The 19,734-nt window shown below is 69.9% G+C and carries 17 protein-coding genes; 11 read left to right on the top strand and 6 right to left on the bottom strand.

Annotated features, from left to right (window positions below):
• Nucleotides 1-2: 2 nt before the first annotated feature.
• From AAHG09_RS19220 to AAHG09_RS19205, 4 genes are all read right to left on the bottom strand, one after another.
• Nucleotides 3-1,271: an NAD(P)/FAD-dependent oxidoreductase gene (locus AAHG09_RS19220; RefSeq protein ID WP_342109049.1), complete on the bottom strand. Its 1,269-nt coding sequence runs from the start codon at nucleotides 1,269-1,271 to the stop codon at nucleotides 3-5.
• A 515-nt stretch (nucleotides 1,272-1,786) separates the two neighbouring features.
• The gene (locus AAHG09_RS19215; protein WP_342109048.1) at nucleotides 1,787-1,948 is read right to left on the bottom strand and encodes a hypothetical protein; all 162 of its coding nucleotides are present in this window, start codon (nucleotides 1,946-1,948) and stop codon (nucleotides 1,787-1,789) included.
• Between the two features lie 146 nt (nucleotides 1,949-2,094).
• Nucleotides 2,095-3,096, bottom strand: a complete 1,002-nt coding sequence (locus tag AAHG09_RS19210; protein ID WP_342109046.1) for a CmpA/NrtA family ABC transporter substrate-binding protein — start codon at nucleotides 3,094-3,096, stop codon at nucleotides 2,095-2,097.
• Complete coding sequence (locus tag AAHG09_RS19205) at nucleotides 3,093-3,680, bottom strand: ANTAR domain-containing response regulator (protein WP_342109044.1); 588 nt, start codon at nucleotides 3,678-3,680, stop codon at nucleotides 3,093-3,095. Before AAHG09_RS19205 ends, AAHG09_RS19210 begins: the two co-directional genes overlap by 4 nt.
• A gap of 228 nt (nucleotides 3,681-3,908) precedes the next feature.
• Between AAHG09_RS19205 and AAHG09_RS19200 the strand changes: the two genes are divergently transcribed.
• The 8 genes from AAHG09_RS19200 to AAHG09_RS19165 all read left to right on the top strand — a co-directional run bounded on the left by AAHG09_RS19200 (nucleotide 3,909) and on the right by AAHG09_RS19165 (nucleotide 15,538).
• On the top strand, nucleotides 3,909-4,571 hold the full coding sequence (locus AAHG09_RS19200) for a hypothetical protein (RefSeq protein ID WP_342109043.1): 663 nt from the start codon (nucleotides 3,909-3,911) through the stop codon (nucleotides 4,569-4,571).
• A 122-nt stretch (nucleotides 4,572-4,693) separates the two neighbouring features.
• Entirely contained in the window at nucleotides 4,694-6,583 is a 1,890-nt protein-coding gene (locus tag AAHG09_RS19195) for a glycoside hydrolase family 15 protein (RefSeq protein WP_342109042.1), read from the top strand.
• The gene (gene tkt / locus AAHG09_RS19190; RefSeq protein WP_342109041.1) at nucleotides 6,580-8,655 is read left to right on the top strand and encodes a transketolase; all 2,076 of its coding nucleotides are present in this window, start codon (nucleotides 6,580-6,582) and stop codon (nucleotides 8,653-8,655) included. Before AAHG09_RS19195 ends, tkt begins: the two co-directional genes overlap by 4 nt.
• 169 nt (nucleotides 8,656-8,824) lie before the next feature.
• The gene (locus tag AAHG09_RS19185; protein ID WP_342109040.1) at nucleotides 8,825-11,671 is read left to right on the top strand and encodes a bifunctional transaldolase/phosoglucose isomerase; all 2,847 of its coding nucleotides are present in this window, start codon (nucleotides 8,825-8,827) and stop codon (nucleotides 11,669-11,671) included.
• 281 nt (nucleotides 11,672-11,952) lie between these two features.
• Entirely contained in the window at nucleotides 11,953-12,930 is a 978-nt protein-coding gene (gnd, locus tag AAHG09_RS19180; RefSeq protein WP_342109039.1) for a phosphogluconate dehydrogenase (NAD(+)-dependent, decarboxylating), read from the top strand.
• Nucleotides 12,931-12,939: 9 nt separating this feature from the next.
• On the top strand, nucleotides 12,940-13,665 hold the full coding sequence (gene pgl / locus AAHG09_RS19175; protein ID WP_342109038.1) for a 6-phosphogluconolactonase: 726 nt from the start codon (nucleotides 12,940-12,942) through the stop codon (nucleotides 13,663-13,665).
• Between the two features lie 102 nt (nucleotides 13,666-13,767).
• Complete coding sequence (locus tag AAHG09_RS19170; RefSeq protein ID WP_342109037.1) at nucleotides 13,768-14,832, top strand: HD-GYP domain-containing protein; 1,065 nt, start codon at nucleotides 13,768-13,770, stop codon at nucleotides 14,830-14,832.
• Nucleotides 14,833-15,016: 184 nt separating this feature from the next.
• A complete protein-coding gene (locus AAHG09_RS19165; protein ID WP_342109036.1) occupies nucleotides 15,017-15,538 on the top strand; it encodes a cysteine dioxygenase family protein in 522 nt (173 codons plus the stop codon).
• A 16-nt stretch (nucleotides 15,539-15,554) separates the two neighbouring features.
• Here the strand turns inward: AAHG09_RS19165 and AAHG09_RS19160 are convergent, their stop codons facing one another.
• Nucleotides 15,555-16,016, bottom strand: coding sequence for an Lrp/AsnC family transcriptional regulator (locus AAHG09_RS19160; RefSeq protein ID WP_091719498.1), 462 nt, complete (start codon nucleotides 16,014-16,016; stop codon nucleotides 15,555-15,557).
• 126 nt (nucleotides 16,017-16,142) lie between these two features.
• Entirely contained in the window at nucleotides 16,143-17,267 is a 1,125-nt protein-coding gene (locus AAHG09_RS19155) for a 2'-deoxycytidine 5'-triphosphate deaminase (protein ID WP_342109035.1), read from the bottom strand.
• Nucleotides 17,268-17,541: 274 nt separating this feature from the next.
• On the opposite strand from AAHG09_RS19155, the gene apaG reads away from it, so the two are divergent.
• From apaG to speG, 3 genes are read left to right on the top strand one after another with little or no spacing between them, the layout of a single operon-like run.
• On the top strand, nucleotides 17,542-17,934 hold the full coding sequence (gene apaG / locus AAHG09_RS19150; protein WP_043355208.1) for a Co2+/Mg2+ efflux protein ApaG: 393 nt from the start codon (nucleotides 17,542-17,544) through the stop codon (nucleotides 17,932-17,934).
• A 37-nt stretch (nucleotides 17,935-17,971) separates the two neighbouring features.
• Nucleotides 17,972-19,141 carry an acetylornithine deacetylase gene (gene argE / locus AAHG09_RS19145; RefSeq protein WP_342109034.1) on the top strand — a complete coding sequence of 390 codons (1,170 nt, stop codon included), beginning with the start codon at nucleotides 17,972-17,974 and terminating at the stop codon, nucleotides 19,139-19,141.
• The gene (gene speG / locus AAHG09_RS19140) at nucleotides 19,138-19,704 is read left to right on the top strand and encodes a spermidine N1-acetyltransferase (RefSeq protein ID WP_342109033.1); all 567 of its coding nucleotides are present in this window, start codon (nucleotides 19,138-19,140) and stop codon (nucleotides 19,702-19,704) included. The genes argE and speG overlap by 4 nt, the downstream gene beginning before the upstream one ends.
• Nucleotides 19,705-19,734 lie beyond the last annotated feature (30 nt).

The raw sequence follows: 19,734 nt of genomic DNA, 5'->3' as shown, positions 1-19,734 counted from the left end.
CCCTAAGCGGCCAGCGGCTCGGGCGCGGGGCACCCGAACATCACGTCGTCCACGTTCTCGATCGGATCGCCCGTGCGGATCAGGCGCTTGCACGCGGCCTGCTCCGCGATGTCGCCCACGAACACCGCGCCGATCAGCTTGCCGTCGCGCACCAGCAGCTTGCGGTAGAGACCGGCCCCGGGGTCGGAGAGCACGATCGCCTCGGCGTCGTCGGGCGTGTCCACGATGCCGGCCGAGAAGACCGGCAGGCCGGAGACCTTGAGGCTCGTCGCCAGGGACGTGCCCCGGTACTCGGCCGGCTGGCCGGCGAGGTGGCGGGCCAGCGTGTCGGCGTGCTCGTAGGCGGGCTCGACGAGGCCGTAAACCAAGCCACGGTGCTCGGCGCATTCGCCGAGCGCGAAGATGCGCGGATCGGAGGTGGTCATCCGGTCGTCGACCGTGATGCCGCGGTTTGTCGCGAGCCCCGCGGCCTGCGCCAGCGCCACCGAGGGGCGCACGCCCACCGACATCACCACGAGGTCCGCGGGAAGCACGGTCCCGTCCGCCAGGACGAGGCGCTCGACGCGGCCGTCGCCTTCGACTTGTGCGGTATCGGCCTGGAGCCGCACCGTCACGCCGCGGGCCTCCAGGGCGCGCTTCACAAGCCCGGCGGCGTGGTGGTCGAGCTGGCGCTCCATCAGCCGGTCCATGACGTGGAGCAGCGTCGTGTCGACCCCGAGCCGGGCGAGCCCGACCGCGGCTTCGAGGCCCAGAAGGCCGCCGCCGATGACGATGGCCCGGGCATGCCGAACGGCGGCCCGGCGGATCGCCGCGACGTCGGCGAGATCGCGAAACGTGATGACGCCAGGAAGATCCATGCCGGGCTTCGGCAGGCGGATCGGCAGGGACCCGACCGCAAGCACCAGCTTGTCGAAGGGCAGGACGTGGGTCTCGCCCACGATGACGAGCCCGTTCTCCCGGTCGATCTGGGTGACCGGCGCGCCGGTGATCAGGCGGATGCCGTGAGCCTCGTACCAGTCGAGGCCGCGGAACGCGCAGGCCGCCTCGTCGACCTCGCCGCCGAGCAGCGAGGAGAGCAGGACCCGGTTGTACGCCGCCTGGGGCTCGGCGCCGACGCAGGTGACGTCGAAGCGGCCGGGGGTCCCCTCGGTCAGGCGCTCGAGGAAGCGCAGGGAGGCCATGCCGTTGCCGACGACGACCAACCTCTCGCGCGGCAGGCCGGTCTGGCTACGCGCGTCGTGTATGCGGGTGTCGCTCAGGGATGTCGCCATCGCTCGATCGCGTCTGGAACCTCGATTGCAGGATCGTTGGCGGACCGCCCACGAAAAAGCCGCTGCCGGTGACCCCGGGGCAGGCTTCGAGCCCCAGGAGAACCGGATCAGCGGCCTCGCTGACGGCGCTGCCCGTCGCCGTTGACGGACGGATGGGATCAAGCAGCTTCCGTGCCAGATCCAGCGCCGGGCGCGGGGAGGCGGACCTGCTGCTGAGAACGTGGTCTGATTGGAAGGGGTGGCGCAGCCGGCGAGCCGCCTGCGCTGCACAAAGAGCAGGCGCTGCTCATCAATCCAGTGAGCGGGCGGACGTCGCGCGTCCGTTGAGCCGTCGCTCGCTGCCGCAGAATTCAGCGGATGAGCCCGTCCACCGCCTCATCCGGAGGCGGCAGGGCGGAGCTGGAATGTCCGTCGCGGTGACCGACACAGCGACATCGCCCTGCGGGGGAGGACGGAACGGCTGCGTTTCAGCCCCGCCCGTGCCTTCCGAGAAGGCACTCGACCCCGGCGTTACGTCAGATCAGCGCCGAGAGCAGGGCGAGCAGACCGATGGTCGGCATCGCTCCGACCACCAGCGCCCAGTACCAACCGCGGCTGACGCCGGCCCGGCGATTGTCGTTGTTGGCCCGCGGGGGCCTGCCGCCGCGATAGATATGACGGCGAAGCTCGTCGCGCATCCGCGGATGCGACGAATACGAGCCAGTGTCGAGTTTGCGGCATCCGGGCATGGTAGAAACACAACGGGCCACGCCGCCCGACGTTCCGGACCGATCCGGCCCTGCGGTGCAGCTTCGTGACGAAAGTGTTTCGCTGTCGCCCGGTCCTAGAGATCGACCGTCGCCGCGCGGTAGAGATCCGGCCTGTAGAGGGTCGGAATCGCGCCTTCGAAACGGGTGCCATCCGCGATCTGGCGGGCGGCCTGCATCTGCGTGAGCAGCCACATCGCCTGCGCCGGTCGCGGCTCCTGGATGGCGGCGCCGAACGTCAGCGGCGCACCGACGCCCGGCTGCTCCGGCGACCCGTCCGGCAGGGCGCACCCGACGATTGCCGGATCGAGATCGAGATAGGGCCGGCGGGCGAGGCGCTGGATCAGCTCCGGTCGGTTCTCGGGATCGGCGCACCAGCGCCCGGCCTGCGTCACCGCGCGGACCAGCGACAGGATCGCGCCGTCGAGCCGCTCGGAGACGGCCAGCACCTTCTCGGGGGCATCCGGCGCAAGCGCGCTGCCCAGCACAGCGATCCGCCCGTGCCCCGCCGCCGCCGCGACGTCGTTCCACGGCGCGCCGGCGCAGAAGCCGTCGACGAGGCCCCGCGCCAGGGTCTCCACGCTGTATTGCGGCGGCACCACGACGGTGCGGAACGCCGCTGGATCGAGCCCGCCGGCCTCGGCGAACAGCCGCAGTTGATAGCTGTGGCATGAGAACGGGTGGACGGTGCCCAGCGTCAGGGGCCGGCCCATCGCGCGCCGCTCCTCCGCGATGCGGGCGAAGGCGCGGGCGATGGCGGTCGGCGTCTCGCTCTCCGGCGCCATCGCGTCCCAGAGGCTCCGCGCCAACGTGATGGCGTTGCCGTTGATGCTGAGCTGCATCGGCACGATCAGGTCCGAGGGCGGCCCCGACAGGCCGAGCCGGCTCGCCAGCGCCAGCGGCGCCAGCATGTGGGCGCCGTCGAGATGGCCGAGTGCCAGCCGGTCGCGCAACGTCGCCCAGGAGGGCTCGGCGGTGAGGTCGAGGTCGAGACCCTCCGTCCGGGCGAAGCCCAGTTCCTGCGCCATGATCAGGGGCGCGGCGTCACAGAGCGGGATGTAGCCGAGCTGAAGCCTCATCCGAGCAGGTCCGCGGTGGTCACGATCGCCCGGGCGATGTCGGCGATCTTACGCTTCTCGTTCATGGCTTTGCGGCGCAGCTGCTTGTAGGCCTCGTCCTCGGTCAGACCCTTCATGCTCATCAGGATGCCCTTGGCGCGCTCGATGAGCTTGCGGTCGGCAAGCTCGCCCCGCGCCTCGGTGAGTTCCCGCTGGAGCCGCGCGAAGGCGTTGAAGCGCAGGATCGCGATGTCGAGGATCGACTTGATCCGCTCGGCCCGCAGCCCGTCCACCACATAGGCCGAGATCCCGGCATCAACGGCGGCCTGCATCATGGTGGTGTCCGAGCGGTCGACGAACATCGCCACCGGCCGCTCGACCTGCCGCGACACGCCCGACATCTGCTCCAGAATGTCCCGGCTCGGGCTCTCCAGGTGAATCACCACCACATCGGGCTTCAGGGCGGTGACCCGCTCCGTCAGGTCGGCGGTGTCGGGAATGATCACGACGCGGCCGACGCCCGCGGCGCGCAGTCCTTCCTCGAGAATCGCCGCGCGGGCGCGGCTGGGATCGATCACGGCGACGGTGAGGCTGGTTTCGGTCATCGGAGCCCGGTTACGGGGCGGCTCGTCACGGAAGGAGCCCGAGCGGGCCCGCCAAGCGAAGCAAGGTGTATGCCCTCCGCGGGCAGCGCTGGAAAAGCAGGGCCGCGGGCGTCGTCCCCCGCCGTTTGCGGCGGATTGCAACGGCGGCGAAAAGAAACGGTCCCGTTTCCGCCGCAATGCGGGCTCCATCCTGAACGCCTCGGAATCGTAGGGGGATCGGTGATTCGGATGCGCAGGCCAGATCAGCCCGCTCTCACGGAAGCCGGCGCCGCTCGCGTCACGATGCCGTTCCTGCCAACCCTGGCTGTCATCGCCCTCTTGGGGGTGGCGTCGTTCTATTGTCCGTCGTCGAACCCGGTCCAGGCGCCGCATGCGGAGCGCGCGCAGGCGGATCCGCTGACGACCGCGTCCCTCGCCGAGGTGCCGGTGGCGCCGGCCGCGACGGCGTTCGCACAGCCGCCCGCCCCCGCGGCCGGGCCGGGACGTCTTCCCGCGGCCCTGATCTTCGCGGAAGCCTTCCCGCTCGATGCGGTGGCACCGAAGGTTGCCGCATCCACCACCCATCTCGCGGCGTCGGGCCGGCCGGCCCCGCGCATGACCGTGGCGAATCGGCGTGCCTGCCCCGGGCGTCGTTGCCCGGACGCCAGCCAACGCGGCACCGATCCGTTCGTCGCCGCCCACGCGGAGGCCGCGGAGCCGGCAGGGCGCACCCTGATCCCCGGCCCGGCCCTGCCCTTCGTCGATGTCGTCGCCGAGACGGTGACCGACACGGTGACGGAAACCCTGTCGCCGGCCGCCCGTGTGGTTGGCGATGCGGCCGCGTATGTGCGCGACGGTGCGGTCGCGGTCCGGGGCACCGTTTCCCTGGCCGTGGCCGACTGCCTGCGCTGATCGCGCCGCGCGCGGTCGGCGCCTCCATAGCGGACCGTACCTCTGGACCTGCCCGTCGCCCGTCCTAGGTGCGTCGCAGCGGACGGTCGAGGCTTCCGGCCGCTGACCGGAGCCGGGGCCGGATGGCTGAACGCATCGAGGATTACGCGCTGATCGGCGATTGCCGCAGCGCCGCGCTGATCAGCCGGCAGGGCAGCGTCGACTGGCTGTGCTGGCCGCGCTTCGACGCCGCCGCCCTGTTCACCAGCCTGCTCGGGACTGAGGCGCACGGCTTCTGGAAGATCTTTCCGGAGGCCGAGCATGTCGAGACGCGCTGGTCCTACCGGCCGGGCAGCCTCGTGCTGGAGACGCGGCACATCACCCGGCAGGGCGAGGTTCTGGTCACCGATTTCATGCCGGTCGGCGACGGCTCGCACCTCGTGCGGCTCGTCGACGGCGTCCATGGCCGCGTCGCCATGCGGATGGAGATGGCGGTCCGGTTCGATTACGGCTCGGCGGTGCCCTGGGTCTCGCGCTCGGAACTCGGCGACCTGCGCGCCGTCGCGGGCCCCCACAAGGTGGTGCTGCGCTCGGACGTGCACCTCAAGGGATCCGACACGCAGACGACGGTCGCCGAATTCACCGTCCAGGCCGGGGACAAGCACCGGTTCGTGCTGAGCTACGGTCCCTCCCACGAGGACGATCCGGTCGCGATCGAGCCGCGCAAGGCCCTCGCGATCGCCGATCAGGGCTGGCGCGACTGGTCGAGCCGCTGCGCCGGCGGCACGGCCTGGGACCGGATGCTCCAGCGCTCCCTGCTGACCCTGAAGGCGCTGATCTACGAGCCGACCGGCGGCATCGTGGCGGCGCCCACCGCCTCCCTGCCGGAGGGGCTCGGCGGCGAGCGCAATTGGGATTACCGCTTCTGCTGGCTGCGCGACTCGACCCTGACGCTCATCGCCCTGATGGATGCGGGCTATATCGACGAGGCGCGCAACTGGCTCGGCTGGCTGCTGCGCGCGGTGGCGGGCAACCCCGAGCAGGCGCACATCCTCTACGGGATCGGCGGCGAGCGGCTGCTGCCGGAAATCGAGCTCGACTGGCTGCCCGGCTACGAGAACTCGAAGCCCGTGCGGATCGGCAACGCAGCGGCGAACCAGTTCCAGATCGACGTCTATGGCGAGTTGTTCGACGCGCTCTATCAGGCCCATGCCCGCGGCCTGCCGGTCAGCGAGGACGGCCTGCGCGTCGGCCTCGCGATCCTCGGCCACCTGGAGACGGCGTGGCACCAGCCCGACGAGGGGATCTGGGAGGTCCGCGGCGGACCGCGCCATTTCACCCACTCGAAGGTGATGGCCTGGGTGGCGTTCGACCGGGCGCTGCGCATGCACGAGATGCACGAGTCCGGCGCCACCGAGGAACACGCCCGGCGCTGGCGGGCGGCCCGCGACCGGATCCACGCCGAAGTCTGCGAGAAGGGGTTCGACCCCGAACTCAACAGCTTCGTCCAGTCCTACGGCTCGAAGGCGCTGGACGCGAGCCTGCTGCTCATCGCCCATACCGGCTTCCTGCCGCAGGACGATCCGCGCGTCGTCGGCACCGTCGCGGCGATCGGCAAGAACCTGATGCGCGACGGCTTCGTCCTCCGCTACGAGACCGAGGGGCAGACCACCGACGGTCTGAAGGGCAACGAGGGGGCTTTCCTGCCCTGCACGTTCTGGTACGCCGACAACCTGATCGGCCTCGGCCGGCGTGACGAGGCCCGGGCGATCATCGAGCGCCTGATCGGCATCTGCACCGATCTCGGCCTCGTGAGCGAGGAATACGACGTGCAAGCCAAGCGCCTTGTGGGTAACTTCCCGCAGGCCTTCACCCACGTGGCGCTCGTCAACACGCTCCTCAGCTATACGCGCGGCGAAGGGCCGGCGGATCGGCAGGGTGGTAAGGGCAACGGAGCTCCCCCCGCCGTCCTGCGGCAGCGCGAGGCCGACAAGCGGCACGCGCAAGGCGAACTGGAAGACGTACAATCATGAGCGGTGCTGACACTCCCGCCAAGGCGGCCCTCGCTGAGATCGACACCCTCAGCATCAATACGATCCGCACGCTCGCGATCGACGCGGTGCAGAAGGCCAATTCCGGCCATGCCGGCGCGCCGATGGGCCTCGCGCCCGTGGCCTACACCCTGTGGAACCGCTACCTGCGCTACGACCCGGCGCATCCGCATTGGCCGAACCGCGACCGGTTCGTCCTGTCCTGCGGCCATGCCTCGATGCTGCTCTACGGGCTGCTGCATCTGGCCGGCGTCGCCGAGAGCGACGGCGGCAATGCCCCGGCGGTGTCGCTGGAGGACATCAAGAAGTTCCGCCAGCTCGACAGCCGCACCCCCGGTCACCCGGAATACCACTTCACCACCGGCGTCGAGACCACCACCGGCCCCCTCGGCCAGGGTGTCGCCAACTCGGTCGGCATGGCGATGGGCAGCCGCTACCTCGGCCAGCACCTGAACCGGCCGAACCTGCCGCTGTTCGACTACAACGTCTACGCAATCTGCTCGGACGGCGACCTGATGGAGGGCGTGGCCTCGGAGGCGGCGTCGCTCGCCGGCCATCTGCGGCTCGGCAACCTTTGCTGGATCTACGACGACAACACCATCACGATCGAGGGCCACACGGAACTCGCCTTCGGCGAGGAGGTGGCGACCCGGTTCCTGGCCTATGGCTGGCAGGTGGTGCGGGTGGCCGACGCCAACGACGTGCACGCGCTGGCCGGCTCGATCGAGACGTTCCTCGCCACGAACGACCGGCCCACGCTGATCATCGTCAAGTCGGTGATCGGCTACGGCGCGCCGAACAAGCAGGGCACCGCCAAAGCCCATTCGGACGCGCTGGGCCCGGACGAGGTCAAGGGTGCTAAGCGCGCCTATGGCTGGCCGGAGGACGCACAGTTCCTCGTGCCCGACGGCGTCCAGGAGAATTTTCGCGATGGCATCGGCAAGCGCGGCGCCGCTCTCTACGATTCCTGGCAGGGCCTGCTCGCCAAGGCCAAGGAGGCGGATGCCGATCACGCCGAGGATCTGAACGCCTTCCTGGAAGGCCGCCTGCCGGAGGGCTGGGACAAGGACATCCCGGTCTTCGAGCCGGATGCCAAGGGTCTCGCGACGCGCGAATCCTCCGGCAAGGTGCTGAACGCCATCGCGCAGCACGTGCCGTTCCTGCTCGGCGGCTCGGCGGATCTGGCGCCGTCCAACAAGTCGAACCTGACCTTCGAGGGCGCGGGCTCCTTCGGCCCGTTCTCGCCGGGCGGCCGCAACCTGCATTTCGGCGTCCGCGAGCACGCCATGGGCTCGATCGTGAACGGCTTAGGCCTCTCGGGGCTGCGGGCCTACGGCGCGACCTTCCTGGTCTTCGCCGACTACATGCGGCCGCCGATCCGGCTGGCTGCGCTGATGGAGCTGCCGGTCTTCCACATCTTCACGCACGATTCGATCGGCGTGGGCGAGGACGGACCGACCCACCAGCCGGTGGAGCAGCTCCTGTCACTGCGCTGCATTCCCGGCCTCGTCACCCTCCGCCCGGCCGACGCCAACGAGGTCGCCGAGGCCTACCGGGTGATCTTCTCGTCGAAGAACCAGCCGGCGGTGCTGGCCCTCTCGCGGCAGCCGCTGCCGACGCTCGACCGCACCAAGTTCGGCGCGGCGTCGGGAACCGCCAAGGGCGCCTATGTGCTTGCTGATTGCGAGGGCACGCCGGAGGTGATCCTGCTCGGCGCCGGCTCCGAGGTACAGCTCTGCATCGGCGCCTACGAGGCGCTGACGGCGGAGGGCGTGAAGGCCCGGGTGGTCTCGATGCCGTCCTGGGACCTGTTCGAGCGCCAGGATCAGGCCTACCGCGACTCGGTGCTGCCGCCCGCCGTGAAGGCGCGGGTGGCGGTCGAGCAGGGCAGCGTGATCGGCTGGGACCGCTACGCCGGCTCCGAGGGTGCGATCATCGGCATGCACACGTTCGGGGCTTCGGCGCCGATCAAGGATCTCCAGACCAAGTTCGGCTTTACCCCCGAGAAGGTACTGGAGGCCGCGAAGGCCCAGATGGCCAAGCACAAGCGGTAGCCCGACGGCTTCTCCCCTCCCCCTTGCGGGGAGGGGTCAGGGGTGGGGGTGATGCAGGATCGAGCGTCGAGGTGCCTCCTGCGCCACCCTAACCTCCAACTCCTCCCCACAAGGGGGGAGGAGAGTGCGTTCCGCGGGCGGAACGCGGCACGCGAGACGAGGAATCGACATGAACGCGCTCAAGGCCCTGCACGACGAACAGGATCAAGCGGTCTGGCTCGACTTCGTGGCCCGGGGCTTCATCCAGAAGGGCGAGCTGAAGCAGCTCGTGGAGCGGGACGGCCTGCGCGGCGTCACCTCCAACCCCTCGATCTTCGAGAAGGCGATCGGCCACTCGGACGAGTACGACGCCAGCATCAAGGCCGTGCAGGAGACCGGCGACAGCCGGGTCATCGACCTCTACGAGGGCCTGGCCATCGCCGACATCCAGGCGGCGGCCGACGTGCTCCGCCCGGTCTACGAGGCGAGCGACGGGGCCGACGGCTACGTCAGCCTGGAGGTCTCGCCCTACCTCGCCCTCGACACCGAGGAGACGTTGTCCGAGGCCCGGCGCCTGCACAAGGCGGTCGCCCGCGACAACCTGATGGTGAAGGTGCCGGCGACGCCTCAGGGCATCCCGGCGATCCGCCAGCTCACCGCTGAGGGTATCTCGATCAACGTCACCCTGCTGTTCTCGCAGGAGGCCTACGAGGCGGTGGCCCGCGCCTTCATCGACGGGCTCGACGCGCGCGCCAAGGCCGGTCACGACGTCTCGCGGATCGCGAGCGTCGCGAGCTTCTTCATCAGCCGGATCGACGTTCTGGTCGACAAGCTCCTCGACGAGAAGATCGCGCAGGCCAACGACCCCGACGAGAAGATCGCCCTGGAGCAGCTCAAGGGGAAGGTGGCGATCGCCAACGCGAAGCTTGCCTACCAGCGCTACAAGCGCATCTTCGCCGAGTCCAAGTGGACGGCTCTGGCCGAGAAGGGCGCCAAGGCGCAGCGCCTGCTCTGGGCCTCCACGGGCGTGAAGAACAAGGCCTATTCCGACGTGCTCTACGTCGAGGAGCTGATCGGCCCCAACACCGTCAACACCATGCCGCCCGCCACTATGGATGCGTTCCGCGACCACGGCGTGGTGCGGGCGACCATCGAGGAGGACGTGCCGGGCGCCGAGGCCGTGATGGCCCGCCTCGCCCGGTCCGGCATCGACATCGAACGGATCGCCGAGCAGCTGGTGCGCGAGGGCGTCCAGCTGTTCATCGACGCGGCCGACAACCTGCTCGGCGCAGTGGCGGGCAAGCGCGCGGCGCTGCTCGGTCATCGCCTCGACGGCCAGAGCCTCGCGCTCGACGAGACCCTGGCGAACGCCGCGAAGAAGACCGTCGAGACCTGGCGCGCGAGCGGCGCGATCCGCCGGCTCTGGGCGGGCGACGCTACGGTCTGGTCCGGCCAGGACGAGGCGAACTGGCTCGGCTGGCTGCACATCGTCGAGGAGGAGCTCGAAAAGGTCGCCGACTATGCCGCCTTCTCCGATTGGGTGAGGAGCCAGGGCTTCACCGACGCGGTGGTGCTGGGCATGGGCGGGTCGAGCCTCGGCCCGGAGGTGCTGAGCCTGACCTACGGCCAGCGCGACGGTTTCCCGAAGCTACAGATCCTCGATTCGACCCACCCCGATCAGGTGCGCGCCCTGGAGGCGAGCATCGATCTGGCGAGGACGCTGTTCATCGTCGCGTCCAAGTCCGGCTCGACCCTGGAGCCCAACGTCTTCCGCGACTATTTCCTGGGCCGCGCCAAGGACGTGCTCGGCGAGAAGGCCGGCGAACACTTCGTGGCGGTCACCGATCCCGGCTCCGACATGGAGCGCGCCGCCAAGGCCGATAACTTCAAAACAATCTTCTACGGGGTGAAGCAGATCGGCGGGCGCTACTCGGTGCTGTCGGCCTTCGGGCTGGTGCCGGCCGCCGCCATGGGCCTCGACGTCAAGGATCTGTTGGAGCGGGCACGCATCATGGTCCGCTCCTGCGGTCCGGTCGTGCCGCCGGCCGTCAACCCCGGGGTGCTGCTCGGGACCGCCATGGGTGCGGCGGCGCTCGCCGGCCGCGACAAGGTGACGGTCATCGCCTCGCCCGCGATCGAGAGCTTCGGCGCCTGGGCCGAGCAGCTCATCGCGGAATCGACCGGCAAGCAGGGCAAGGGCTTGGTGCCGGTGGACGGGGAGCCCGTCGGGGTCCCGGCGGTCTACGGCCACGACCGGTTCTTCCTCTACCTGCGCCTCGACGGCGGCGCCGCCATCGAGCAGGACGAGGCCCTCCGCGCCCTGGAGCGCGACGGGCACCCGATCGCCCGGATCACCCTCGATTCCGTCGAGCAGCTGCCGCAGGAATTCTACCGCCTGGAGATGGCGACGGCGGTGGCCGGCGCGGTGATCGGCATCAACCCGTTCGACCAGCCCGACGTCGAGGCCAGCAAGGTCGAGACCAAGAAGCTGTTCGCGGAGGCCGAGGCCAGCGGCGCCCTGCCCTCCGAGACGCCGCTCTTCGCGGACGACACCATCGCCCTCTACGCCGATCCAAAGAACGCCGAGGGGCTGAAGCAGGCCTCGGAGGGGCTGGACGCGGCGCTGAAGGCGCAGGTCGCCCGGTTGAAGGACGGGGATTACCTCGCCCTCCTCGCCTACGTGCCGCGCAACGAGCAGACGGCCGGCCTCCTGCAGGAGCCCCGGCTCGCGGTTCGGGACGCCCGCAAGGTGGCGACCTGCCTGGAATTCGGGCCGCGGTTCCTGCACTCCACCGGCCAGGCCTACAAGGGCGGGCCGGATACCGGCGTGTTCCTGCAGATCACCGCGGATCCGTCGGAGGACCTGCCGATCCCCGGCCGGAAGCTCGGTTTCAGCACCGTGGTGGCCGCGCAGGCCCGGGGCGATTTTGCGGTCTTGGCCGAGCGCGGGCGGCGGGCGCTGCGGGTCCACATCAAGGGGGATCTCGAGGCCGGGCTGAAGCGGATCGCGGCGGCGCTCAAGGCCGCGGTGGCGTGACACGATGCGGGGCCGGCGATCGAGGATCACCACCCTTTTCCCGGGCGCATGGAGCGCTAGCGGAATGCGACCCGGGATCCAGCACAAGGAGACGCGCAGCGTCCGTATCGGAATGCGTCTCCGCTTTTGAGCCGCTTCGCGGCACGTCTTCTCCTGGGTCCCGGATCACCTTCCACTCGCGTTCCAGGTGTCCGGGAAAAGGTCGCGATGGACCGGGAACGTCAGTGACGCCGTAAGCCTCTGAACCTCACCTGGTGGGGTCGATCGAAGGAAGAGCAGCGATGCAACTCGGCATGATCGGCCTCGGCCGGATGGGCGGCAACATCGTCCGGCGCCTCTTGCGCGATGGGCACACAGCCGTGGTGTTCGACCAGAACCCGGAGGCCGTGGCGGCCCTGGTCGAGGCTGGCGCCACCGGCGCGTCGAGCCTGGAGGATCTGGTCGCCAAGCTCGAAAAGCCGCGCGCGGCCTGGGTGATGCTGCCGGCGGGGCCGATCACCGAGCAGGCCGTCCAGACCCTCGCGGGGCTGATGCAATCCGGCGACTGCATCATCGACGGCGGCAACTCCTTCTACGGCGACGATGTCCGCCGCGGCCTCGCTTTGAAGGAGAAGGGCCTGCATTACGTCGATGTCGGCACCTCGGGGGGCGTCTGGGGCTTGGAGCGCGGCTACTGCATGATGATCGGCGGCGACACCGAGACCGTCGACCGGCTCGACCCGATCTTTAAGGCGCTCGCCCCCGGCATCGGCGACATCCCGAAGACTCCGAACCGCGAGGAGCGCGATCCCCGCGCCGAGCTGGGCTACATCCATGCCGGGCCGACGGGCGCCGGCCACTTCGTCAAGATGGTCCACAACGGCATCGAGTACGGGCTGATGCAGGCCTACGCGGAGGGGTTCGACATCCTCCGCCATGCCAATTCCGAGGGTCTGCCGGAGGAGCGCCGTTTCGACCTCGACCTGGGTGACATCGCCGAGGTCTGGCGGCGCGGCAGCGTCGTCTCGTCCTGGCTCCTCGACCTGACCGCTCAGGCGCTCGCCGGCGACGAGCAGCTCTCCGAATTCTCCGGCCATGTCGATGATTCCGGCGAGGGCCGCTGGACCATCAACGCCGCCATCGAGGAGGGCGTGCCGGCGACCGTGCTGTCGGCCGCCCTCTACCGCCGGTTCCGCTCCCGCGAGCACGAGAGCTACGCCGACAAGCTGCTCTCGGCGATGCGCAAGGGGTTCGGCGGCCATCAGGAGCCGAAGAAGTAGGGGCGCGTCATGAGCCTGCCCGCCGGCACCCATGTTCTGCAGGATCCGCAGGCCGTCGCCCGCGAGGCGGCCGAGCGGCTGATCGTGGCCTGCGGCGAGAATCATTCCGAGCGGATCGCGATTGGCCTGTCCGGCGGCTCGACCCCGAAGGTGCTGTACGGCCTCCTCGCCAGCCCGGACTACGCGACCCGGGTGCCGTGGGAGCGGGTCCACTGGTTCTTCGGCGACGACCGGGTGGTCCCCTGGGACGACGAACGCAGCAACGTCCGCATGGTCCGGGAGGCCTTCGGCCACGGCGCGCCGATCCCGCCGACGCACCTGCATTTCATCCCCTCCGACTTGGGCGCGGAGGCCGGCGCCCGCGCCTACGAGCGCACGCTTCTCGACTTCTACGGAGCCGACAGGCTCGATCCCGACCGGCCGCTGTTCGACCTCGTGCTGCTCGGCCTCGGCGAGGACGGGCACACCGCCTCGCTCTTCCCCGGTAAACCGGCGGTGGAGGAGACGGAACGGCTCGTCGCGCCGGTGCCCGAGGCGGGGCTCGCGCCGTTCGTGCCGCGGATCACGCTGACGTTTCCGGCGCTGGCCTCCTCCCGGCATGTGCTGTTCCTCGTGACCGGTGCGGGGAAGCGCGCGCCGCTGGCCCGCCTCGCCGCCGGCGAGGATCTGCCGGCGGGCCGCGTCGCCAGCGCGGGTGCGGTCGCGTGGCTGCTGGATGCGGTGGCTGCGGGCTGATGTCGGGCGTTACGGTCTGGCAAGGCCGCGGCGTTACGCTGTTCCGATCCGGGGCGTTGCGCCGATCGTGGAATGACGCCGGCCGTTGCAAAGACGGGTGAGATGCACGCGGGCACCCTCGTCCTCTATACGGACCAGCAGCCGGACCACTCCGACCTCCTGCCCGCGCTCCGGTGCATCGCCCGCTGCACGGTGCTGCGTGCCGCCGAGATGCCGCCGCCCGGCCCGCATCTCGCCCTCGTGGTCGATCTCGACCTGTTGCAGCCCTCCCCGCTCATCGGCCTGCGGGCCCTGATCGCGAATACGCCCGATCTGCCCCGCATCTTCCTGATGCGCAGCATGGGTCAGCGCAGCCTGGCGGCGGCGCGGGGGCTGGGCGGCCGCATCTGTCTGCCCGCCGGCACGCCGATCGAGACCGTCGTGGACGCCCTGCGGACCCAGATCGGGATCCCGAAGGCCGCGATCGAGCGGCCGGCAGCCGGTCCGTCCCGGGTTGCCCGCGCCGCCGACGCGGCGGGCGGCGTGATCGCCGACCTGCTCGATGCCGCGCGCGGATCGGGGGGCATTGACCCCGCGCGGATCGAGGAGGGCCTGGAACCGGTGCTCGGGGCGGTCGGTGCCGGCGGCCTCGCATCCTGGCTGGCGACCGTGCGGGCCTACGACGACGCCACGTACCAGCACTGCCTGCTGGTGGCGGGCCTCAGCGCCGCCTTCGCGATCGATCTCGGCTTCTCGTCCGCCGACCGTCAGCAACTCGTGCGCGCCGCCCTCGTCCACGATGTCGGCAAGGCCCGCATCCCCCTGGCGATCCTGAACAAGCCGAGTCCGCTCGATGCGCGCGAACGGGCCGTGATGCGGGAGCACTCGGCCGTCGGCCACGCGATCCTCCTTCAGGCCGGCGGCTTCGACGAGACCGTGCTCACCGTGGTCCGCCACCACCATGAGATGCTCGACGGCTCGGGCTATCCCGACGGGCTCCGGGGTGAGGCCATCCCCGACATCGTCCGGTTGATCACGATCTGCGACGTCTACGCGGCCCTGATCGAGCGCCGCCCCTACCGGGCCCCGATGCCGGCCGCCGACGCCCTGGGCATCCTCGACGGCATGGCGGGCAAGCTGGACCCGATCCTGGTCCGGGCGTTTGCGCGTACAGCAGCCGGCGCCTGACGAACGCCTGGGAGACCGATTCCGCTGCAATCGGCCCGCTCGGCAACCACATTTCTCCAACTCGCCCGATCGGGCAATAATTCTCCCCGAAACGATGGAGGCCATCGAAACAACGCAACCTCGATCCGGTCCGGGCGCGATACGTTCGCCGTCATCCAAGGCGCCTGACGTCAGGAGATTTGCGATGGTTCATGCGAGCACCTCCGCCGAAGTCGAGGCGATGATGGCGGATCTCTCAGTCTCGGCCGGCCGCGCCCCGGAGGCCTATCTCGCCGCCGCGCGCACCACGCTGCTGCGTCTGCTGGCGCACCCGGAACTGCTCGATCCGGCCCGCCTCGTCGGCCGGGGCGAGGGCCTGAGCCGCAATCTGCTGTTCGGCACCGAGGACATCAGCGTCTGGGCCATGGTGTGGGCGCCCGGCGCGGTGACGCCGGTGCACGATCACCATTGCTCGTGCTGTTTCGGCCTGCTGCGCGGCACCTTGCGCGAGACGTGGTATCGCCCGATCAGCGAGACCCACGCGGTGCCGACCCTGGATGCCGTACGCCGGCCGGGCTACGTCGCCTGCATGATGCCGTCGGGCCCGAACCTGCACCGGATCGTCAATGACGGGCCGGAGGCGGCGATCTCGATCCACGTCTACGGCTACGACCACCGGGCGCAGAATTCCTCGATCGACCGCACCTACGAAATCGCGGCCGGCTGACGCCACCGCTCCCCAGTCACGCCACGTAGAGGGTCGGGACGGCAGTCGTGTATTTCATCTCCTCCATGGCGATGGAGGAGGACAGGTTTGAAAACTCGAGCTTGGCGATGAGCCGCTGATACACGGCATCGTACGCCTCGATGTCGGGCACGACGATGCGCAGCAGGTAATCGATCTCGCCGGTGAGACGCCACGCCTCGACGATCTCGGGGAAGTCGGCGACGATCCGCCGGAACGCCTCGGACCAGTCGGCGGCGTGGCGCGGGGCCTTCACGGCCACGAACACCGTCGTCGGCACGTTGACCTTGCGGCGGTCGACCAGGGCGACCCGGCCGCGGATCACCCCGGAGGCTTCGAGCTTCTTCACCCGCCGCCAGCACGGCGCCGCGCTGACGCCGACCCGCTCGGCGAGTTCGGCCACGGGCAGCGTCGCGTCCTGCTGGAGGATGTCCAGGATCTTCCGGTCCACCGCGTCCATGCGATCCAGGCTCCCCTCGGGCGCTCGTGCTCAGACGCACTCACTTCGTTCATGCGAGTGAGCACTCGCTCATTGTTCGAGCATCAATTTTCAGACTCGGCTGAAGCCTCCGTCTGGATCGATGCACTAGAGCACGAAATGCTTCGAGAGCTTGAGCCCCTGCGCCTGATAGTTCGAGCCAGCCCCCGCGCCGTAGAGCGTCTCCGGCACGTCGAGCATGCGCTCGTAGACGAGGCGGCCCACGATCTGGCCATCCTCCAGCAGGAACGGCACGTCGCGGGAGCGGACCTCCAGCACGGCCCGGGCGCCCGCGCCCCCGGCCCCGGCATAGCCGAAGCCCGGATCGAAGAAGCCCGCGTAATGGACCCGGAACTCGCCGACCAGGGGATCGAACGGCACCATCTCGGCGGCGTGGTCCGGCGGGACCTGTACGGCTTCCTTGGAGGCCAGGATGTAGAACTGGCCGGGATCGAGGATCAGGCTGCCCGATCCGTCGGCCGCCAGCGGCTCCCAGAAATCGGATGCCTTGTGGCGCCCGGGGGCGTCCACATCCACGAGCCCGGTATGGCGCTTCGCCCGATAGCCGATCAGCCCGTCGAAGCCGGACAGATCCACCGAGACCGCCACGCCCCCCTGGAAGGACGGATTGCCTGCATCGACCAGGGCCGAACGGGCGTGGAGCAGGCCGAGCTCGGCCTCGTTGAGCCGCGGCACACCGCGGCGGAAGCGGATCTGGGACAGGCGCGAGCCGGTGCGGACCAGAACCGGGAAGGTGCGCGGCGAGATCTCGGCGTAGAGCGGGCCGTCATAGCCGGGCTCGACCTGATCGAACGCTTCGCCCCGGTCGGTGATCACCCGGGTGAACACGTCGATGCGGCCGGTGGAGCTCTTCGGGTTGGCCGCCGCCGCGAGGTCGCCGGGCAGTGCCAGCCGCTCCTGCAACTCGGCGATGTAGACGCAGCCGGTCTCCAGCACCGCCCCGGGCCGCAGGTCGATCCTGTGCAGCGCGAGGCGATCGACGCAGGATTGGACCGTCCGCCCCGCCCCCGGCAGGAAGCTCGTCCGCACCCGGTAGGCGGTGCCGCCGAGGCGCAGGTCGATGCTCGCCGGCTGGATCTGGTCGGCCGCGAACGGGCTCTCCGTGCGGAGGCCGCCCGCCTGTGCCAGAGCCGCGATGGCCTGGGCCGGCAGGATGCCGCTGCGGCTCCCGGCGCCCGAATCGGCGCTTCCCGTGGCTGCGCCCGCTGTCATCGCGCCCGTACCTCTCTCGCGCGCCGCCGGCCGGTCCGCGTCCGGCTCCGTTTTCCTCCGGGACTGGCTAACGCGCCCTTAAGCCGTCCGGCGAGCCGCCACGGGGCGACCCGCCCTGGCCGATGCCCGGATCGGCTCGGCGCCGGGCTCGGAAGCGCGCGAGGTAGTCCGCCGCAATTGACGGGGATTCTATAGGCAACTACCACCGCGCAGGAAGCGCGTTTCGTTCTGCTTCAGCGAATCGTATCGTCCGAAAGAAGGGCCGAATAGGGCGATGTACAAGGCTGAAACGCGGGGAATCAGTGTGACTGTCCAGTCTCGTTTCGTCGAGGAGGAATCTTCGCCGAACGAGAGCCGCTATTTCTTCGCTTATACGGTGGAGATCGTGAACAACGGCAGCGAGCAGGTGCAGCTGCGGTCGCGCCACTGGCGCATCATCGACGGGCACGGGGCCTGCCAGGAGGTGCGCGGCACCGGCGTGGTCGGCAAGCAGCCGGTGCTGGAGCCCGGCGAGTCCTTCTGCTACACCAGCGGCTGCCCGCTCAACACGCCCGACGGGCTGATGGCCGGCAGCTACACCATGGCGACGGTGGCCGGTGAGAGCTTCGAGGCCGAGATCCCCGCCTTCTCCCTCGACAGCCCGCACGTCCGCCGCAGCCTGCACTGAGGCCTCGGAGACCCGGGGCTTCGTCCCGGAGGAATCCATGCCCGCGACCGGCGAGCGGCTGAGCCCGCTCGACATGCTGGCCCGCCTCGTGTCCTTCGACACGGAGAGCGACAAGTCCAACCTCGCCCTGATCGACTCGGTCTGCGCCTATCTCGACGGATGGGGTGTCCCGTACCGGCGCCTGCCGAACGCGGCCGGCGACAAGGCGGCCGTGCTCGCCACGATCGGACCGATGGTCGAGGGCGGCGTCGTGCTGTCCGGCCATACCGACGTGGTGCCGGTGACGGGGCAGACCTGGAGTACCGACCCGTTCACCCTGCGCGTCGCCGATGGCCGGGCCTATGGCCGGGGCGCAGTCGACATGAAGGGCTTCGATGCCCTCGCGCTTGCCCTCGTGCCCGACATGCTGGCGGCCGGCCTACAGAGGCCGATCCACATCCTGCTCTCCTACGACGAGGAGACGACCTGCCTCGGCTCGATGGACGGGATCGCGCGTTTCGGCACCGACCTGCCGCGGCCCGGAGCCGTGATCGTCGGCGAGCCGACCGGCCTGGAGGTGGCGGATGCGCACAAGAGCATCGTGACCTGCCTCACCACCGTCCATGGCCGCGAGGCCCATTCGGCCCGGCCGGCCCTCGGGGCCAACGCCGTGGCGGCCGCCTGCGAGCTGGTGGCCGGCCTCAACCGGATCGCCGATCTGATGATCGAGCGCGGCGACGCCTCGGGCCGGTTCGACCCGGCGGCCACCACGGTCCATGTCGGGACGATCCAGGGCGGCACCGCCCGGAACATCATCGCCAAGGAATGCCGCTTCCATTGGGAGTACCGTGGCCTGCCGGACCTCGATCCGGCCGAGATCCCGCGGCTGTTCGCCGAGGAGGTGGCGCGGGTGACCCGGGAGCGGCTCAACCGCTACGGCGAATTCGGGCGGATCGAGACGCTGGAGGAGGTCGATATCCCGGGCCTCGCGCCCGATCCGGGCTCGGCGGCGGAGCGCCTGTGCCTGCGGCTCGCCGGCCGCAACCGCACCGTGGCGGTGCCCTACGCCACCGAGGCCGGCCGGTTCCAGGCGGCGGGCCTGCCGACCGTGGTTTGCGGGCCGGGCGATATCGCGCAGGCGCACCAGCCCGACGAGTTCATTACCCTGGACGCCCTCGGCCGGGGCGAACGATTCCTGCGTGATCTGATCGAGGCTTGCGCGGCATGAGACCGCTGACCGACGTCACCATCAAGCTGCGGCCGTTGGAGCGGGAGGACCTGCGCTTCGTCCACCAGCTCAACAACAACGACAGCATCATGCGCTACTGGTTCGAGGAGGCCTATGAGTCCTTCGCCGAACTGCAGCAGCTCTACGAGCGCAACATCCACAACCAAGGCGAACGCCGCTTCATCGTGGCCGATCCGAGCGGCGAGCCGGCCGGGCTGATCGAGCTGGTCGAGATCAACCACCTGCACCGGCGCTGCGAATTCCAGATCGCGATCCACCCGGGCTTCCAGGGCCGGGGCTATGCGTGGCAGGCGACCCGGATCGCCATGGATTACGCGTTCAGCGTGCTCAACATCCACAAGCTCTACCTGCACGTCGACCGGGACAACGCCCGGGCCGTGCGCATCTACGAGCGCTGCGGCTTCCGTCCGGAGGGTGTGCTGAAGGACGAGTTCTTCGTGAACGGGCGCTACCGCGATGCCGTGCGCATGTGCCTGTTCCAGCCGGATTATCTCAGGGCCCGCGGTGGCGGCGACATCGCCGAGCCCGTTTTGAAAGTCTGAGGGAGGGGCCCGAAAGCCCCTCCCCCCGAA

Source organism: Methylobacterium guangdongense, from assembly GCF_038442355.1.
GTDB classification, from domain to species: Bacteria; Pseudomonadota; Alphaproteobacteria; order Rhizobiales; family Beijerinckiaceae; genus Methylobacterium; species Methylobacterium guangdongense.
The sequence above is the reverse complement of the archived record's forward strand: the minus strand, read 5'-3'. Positions and strand labels throughout refer to the sequence as shown.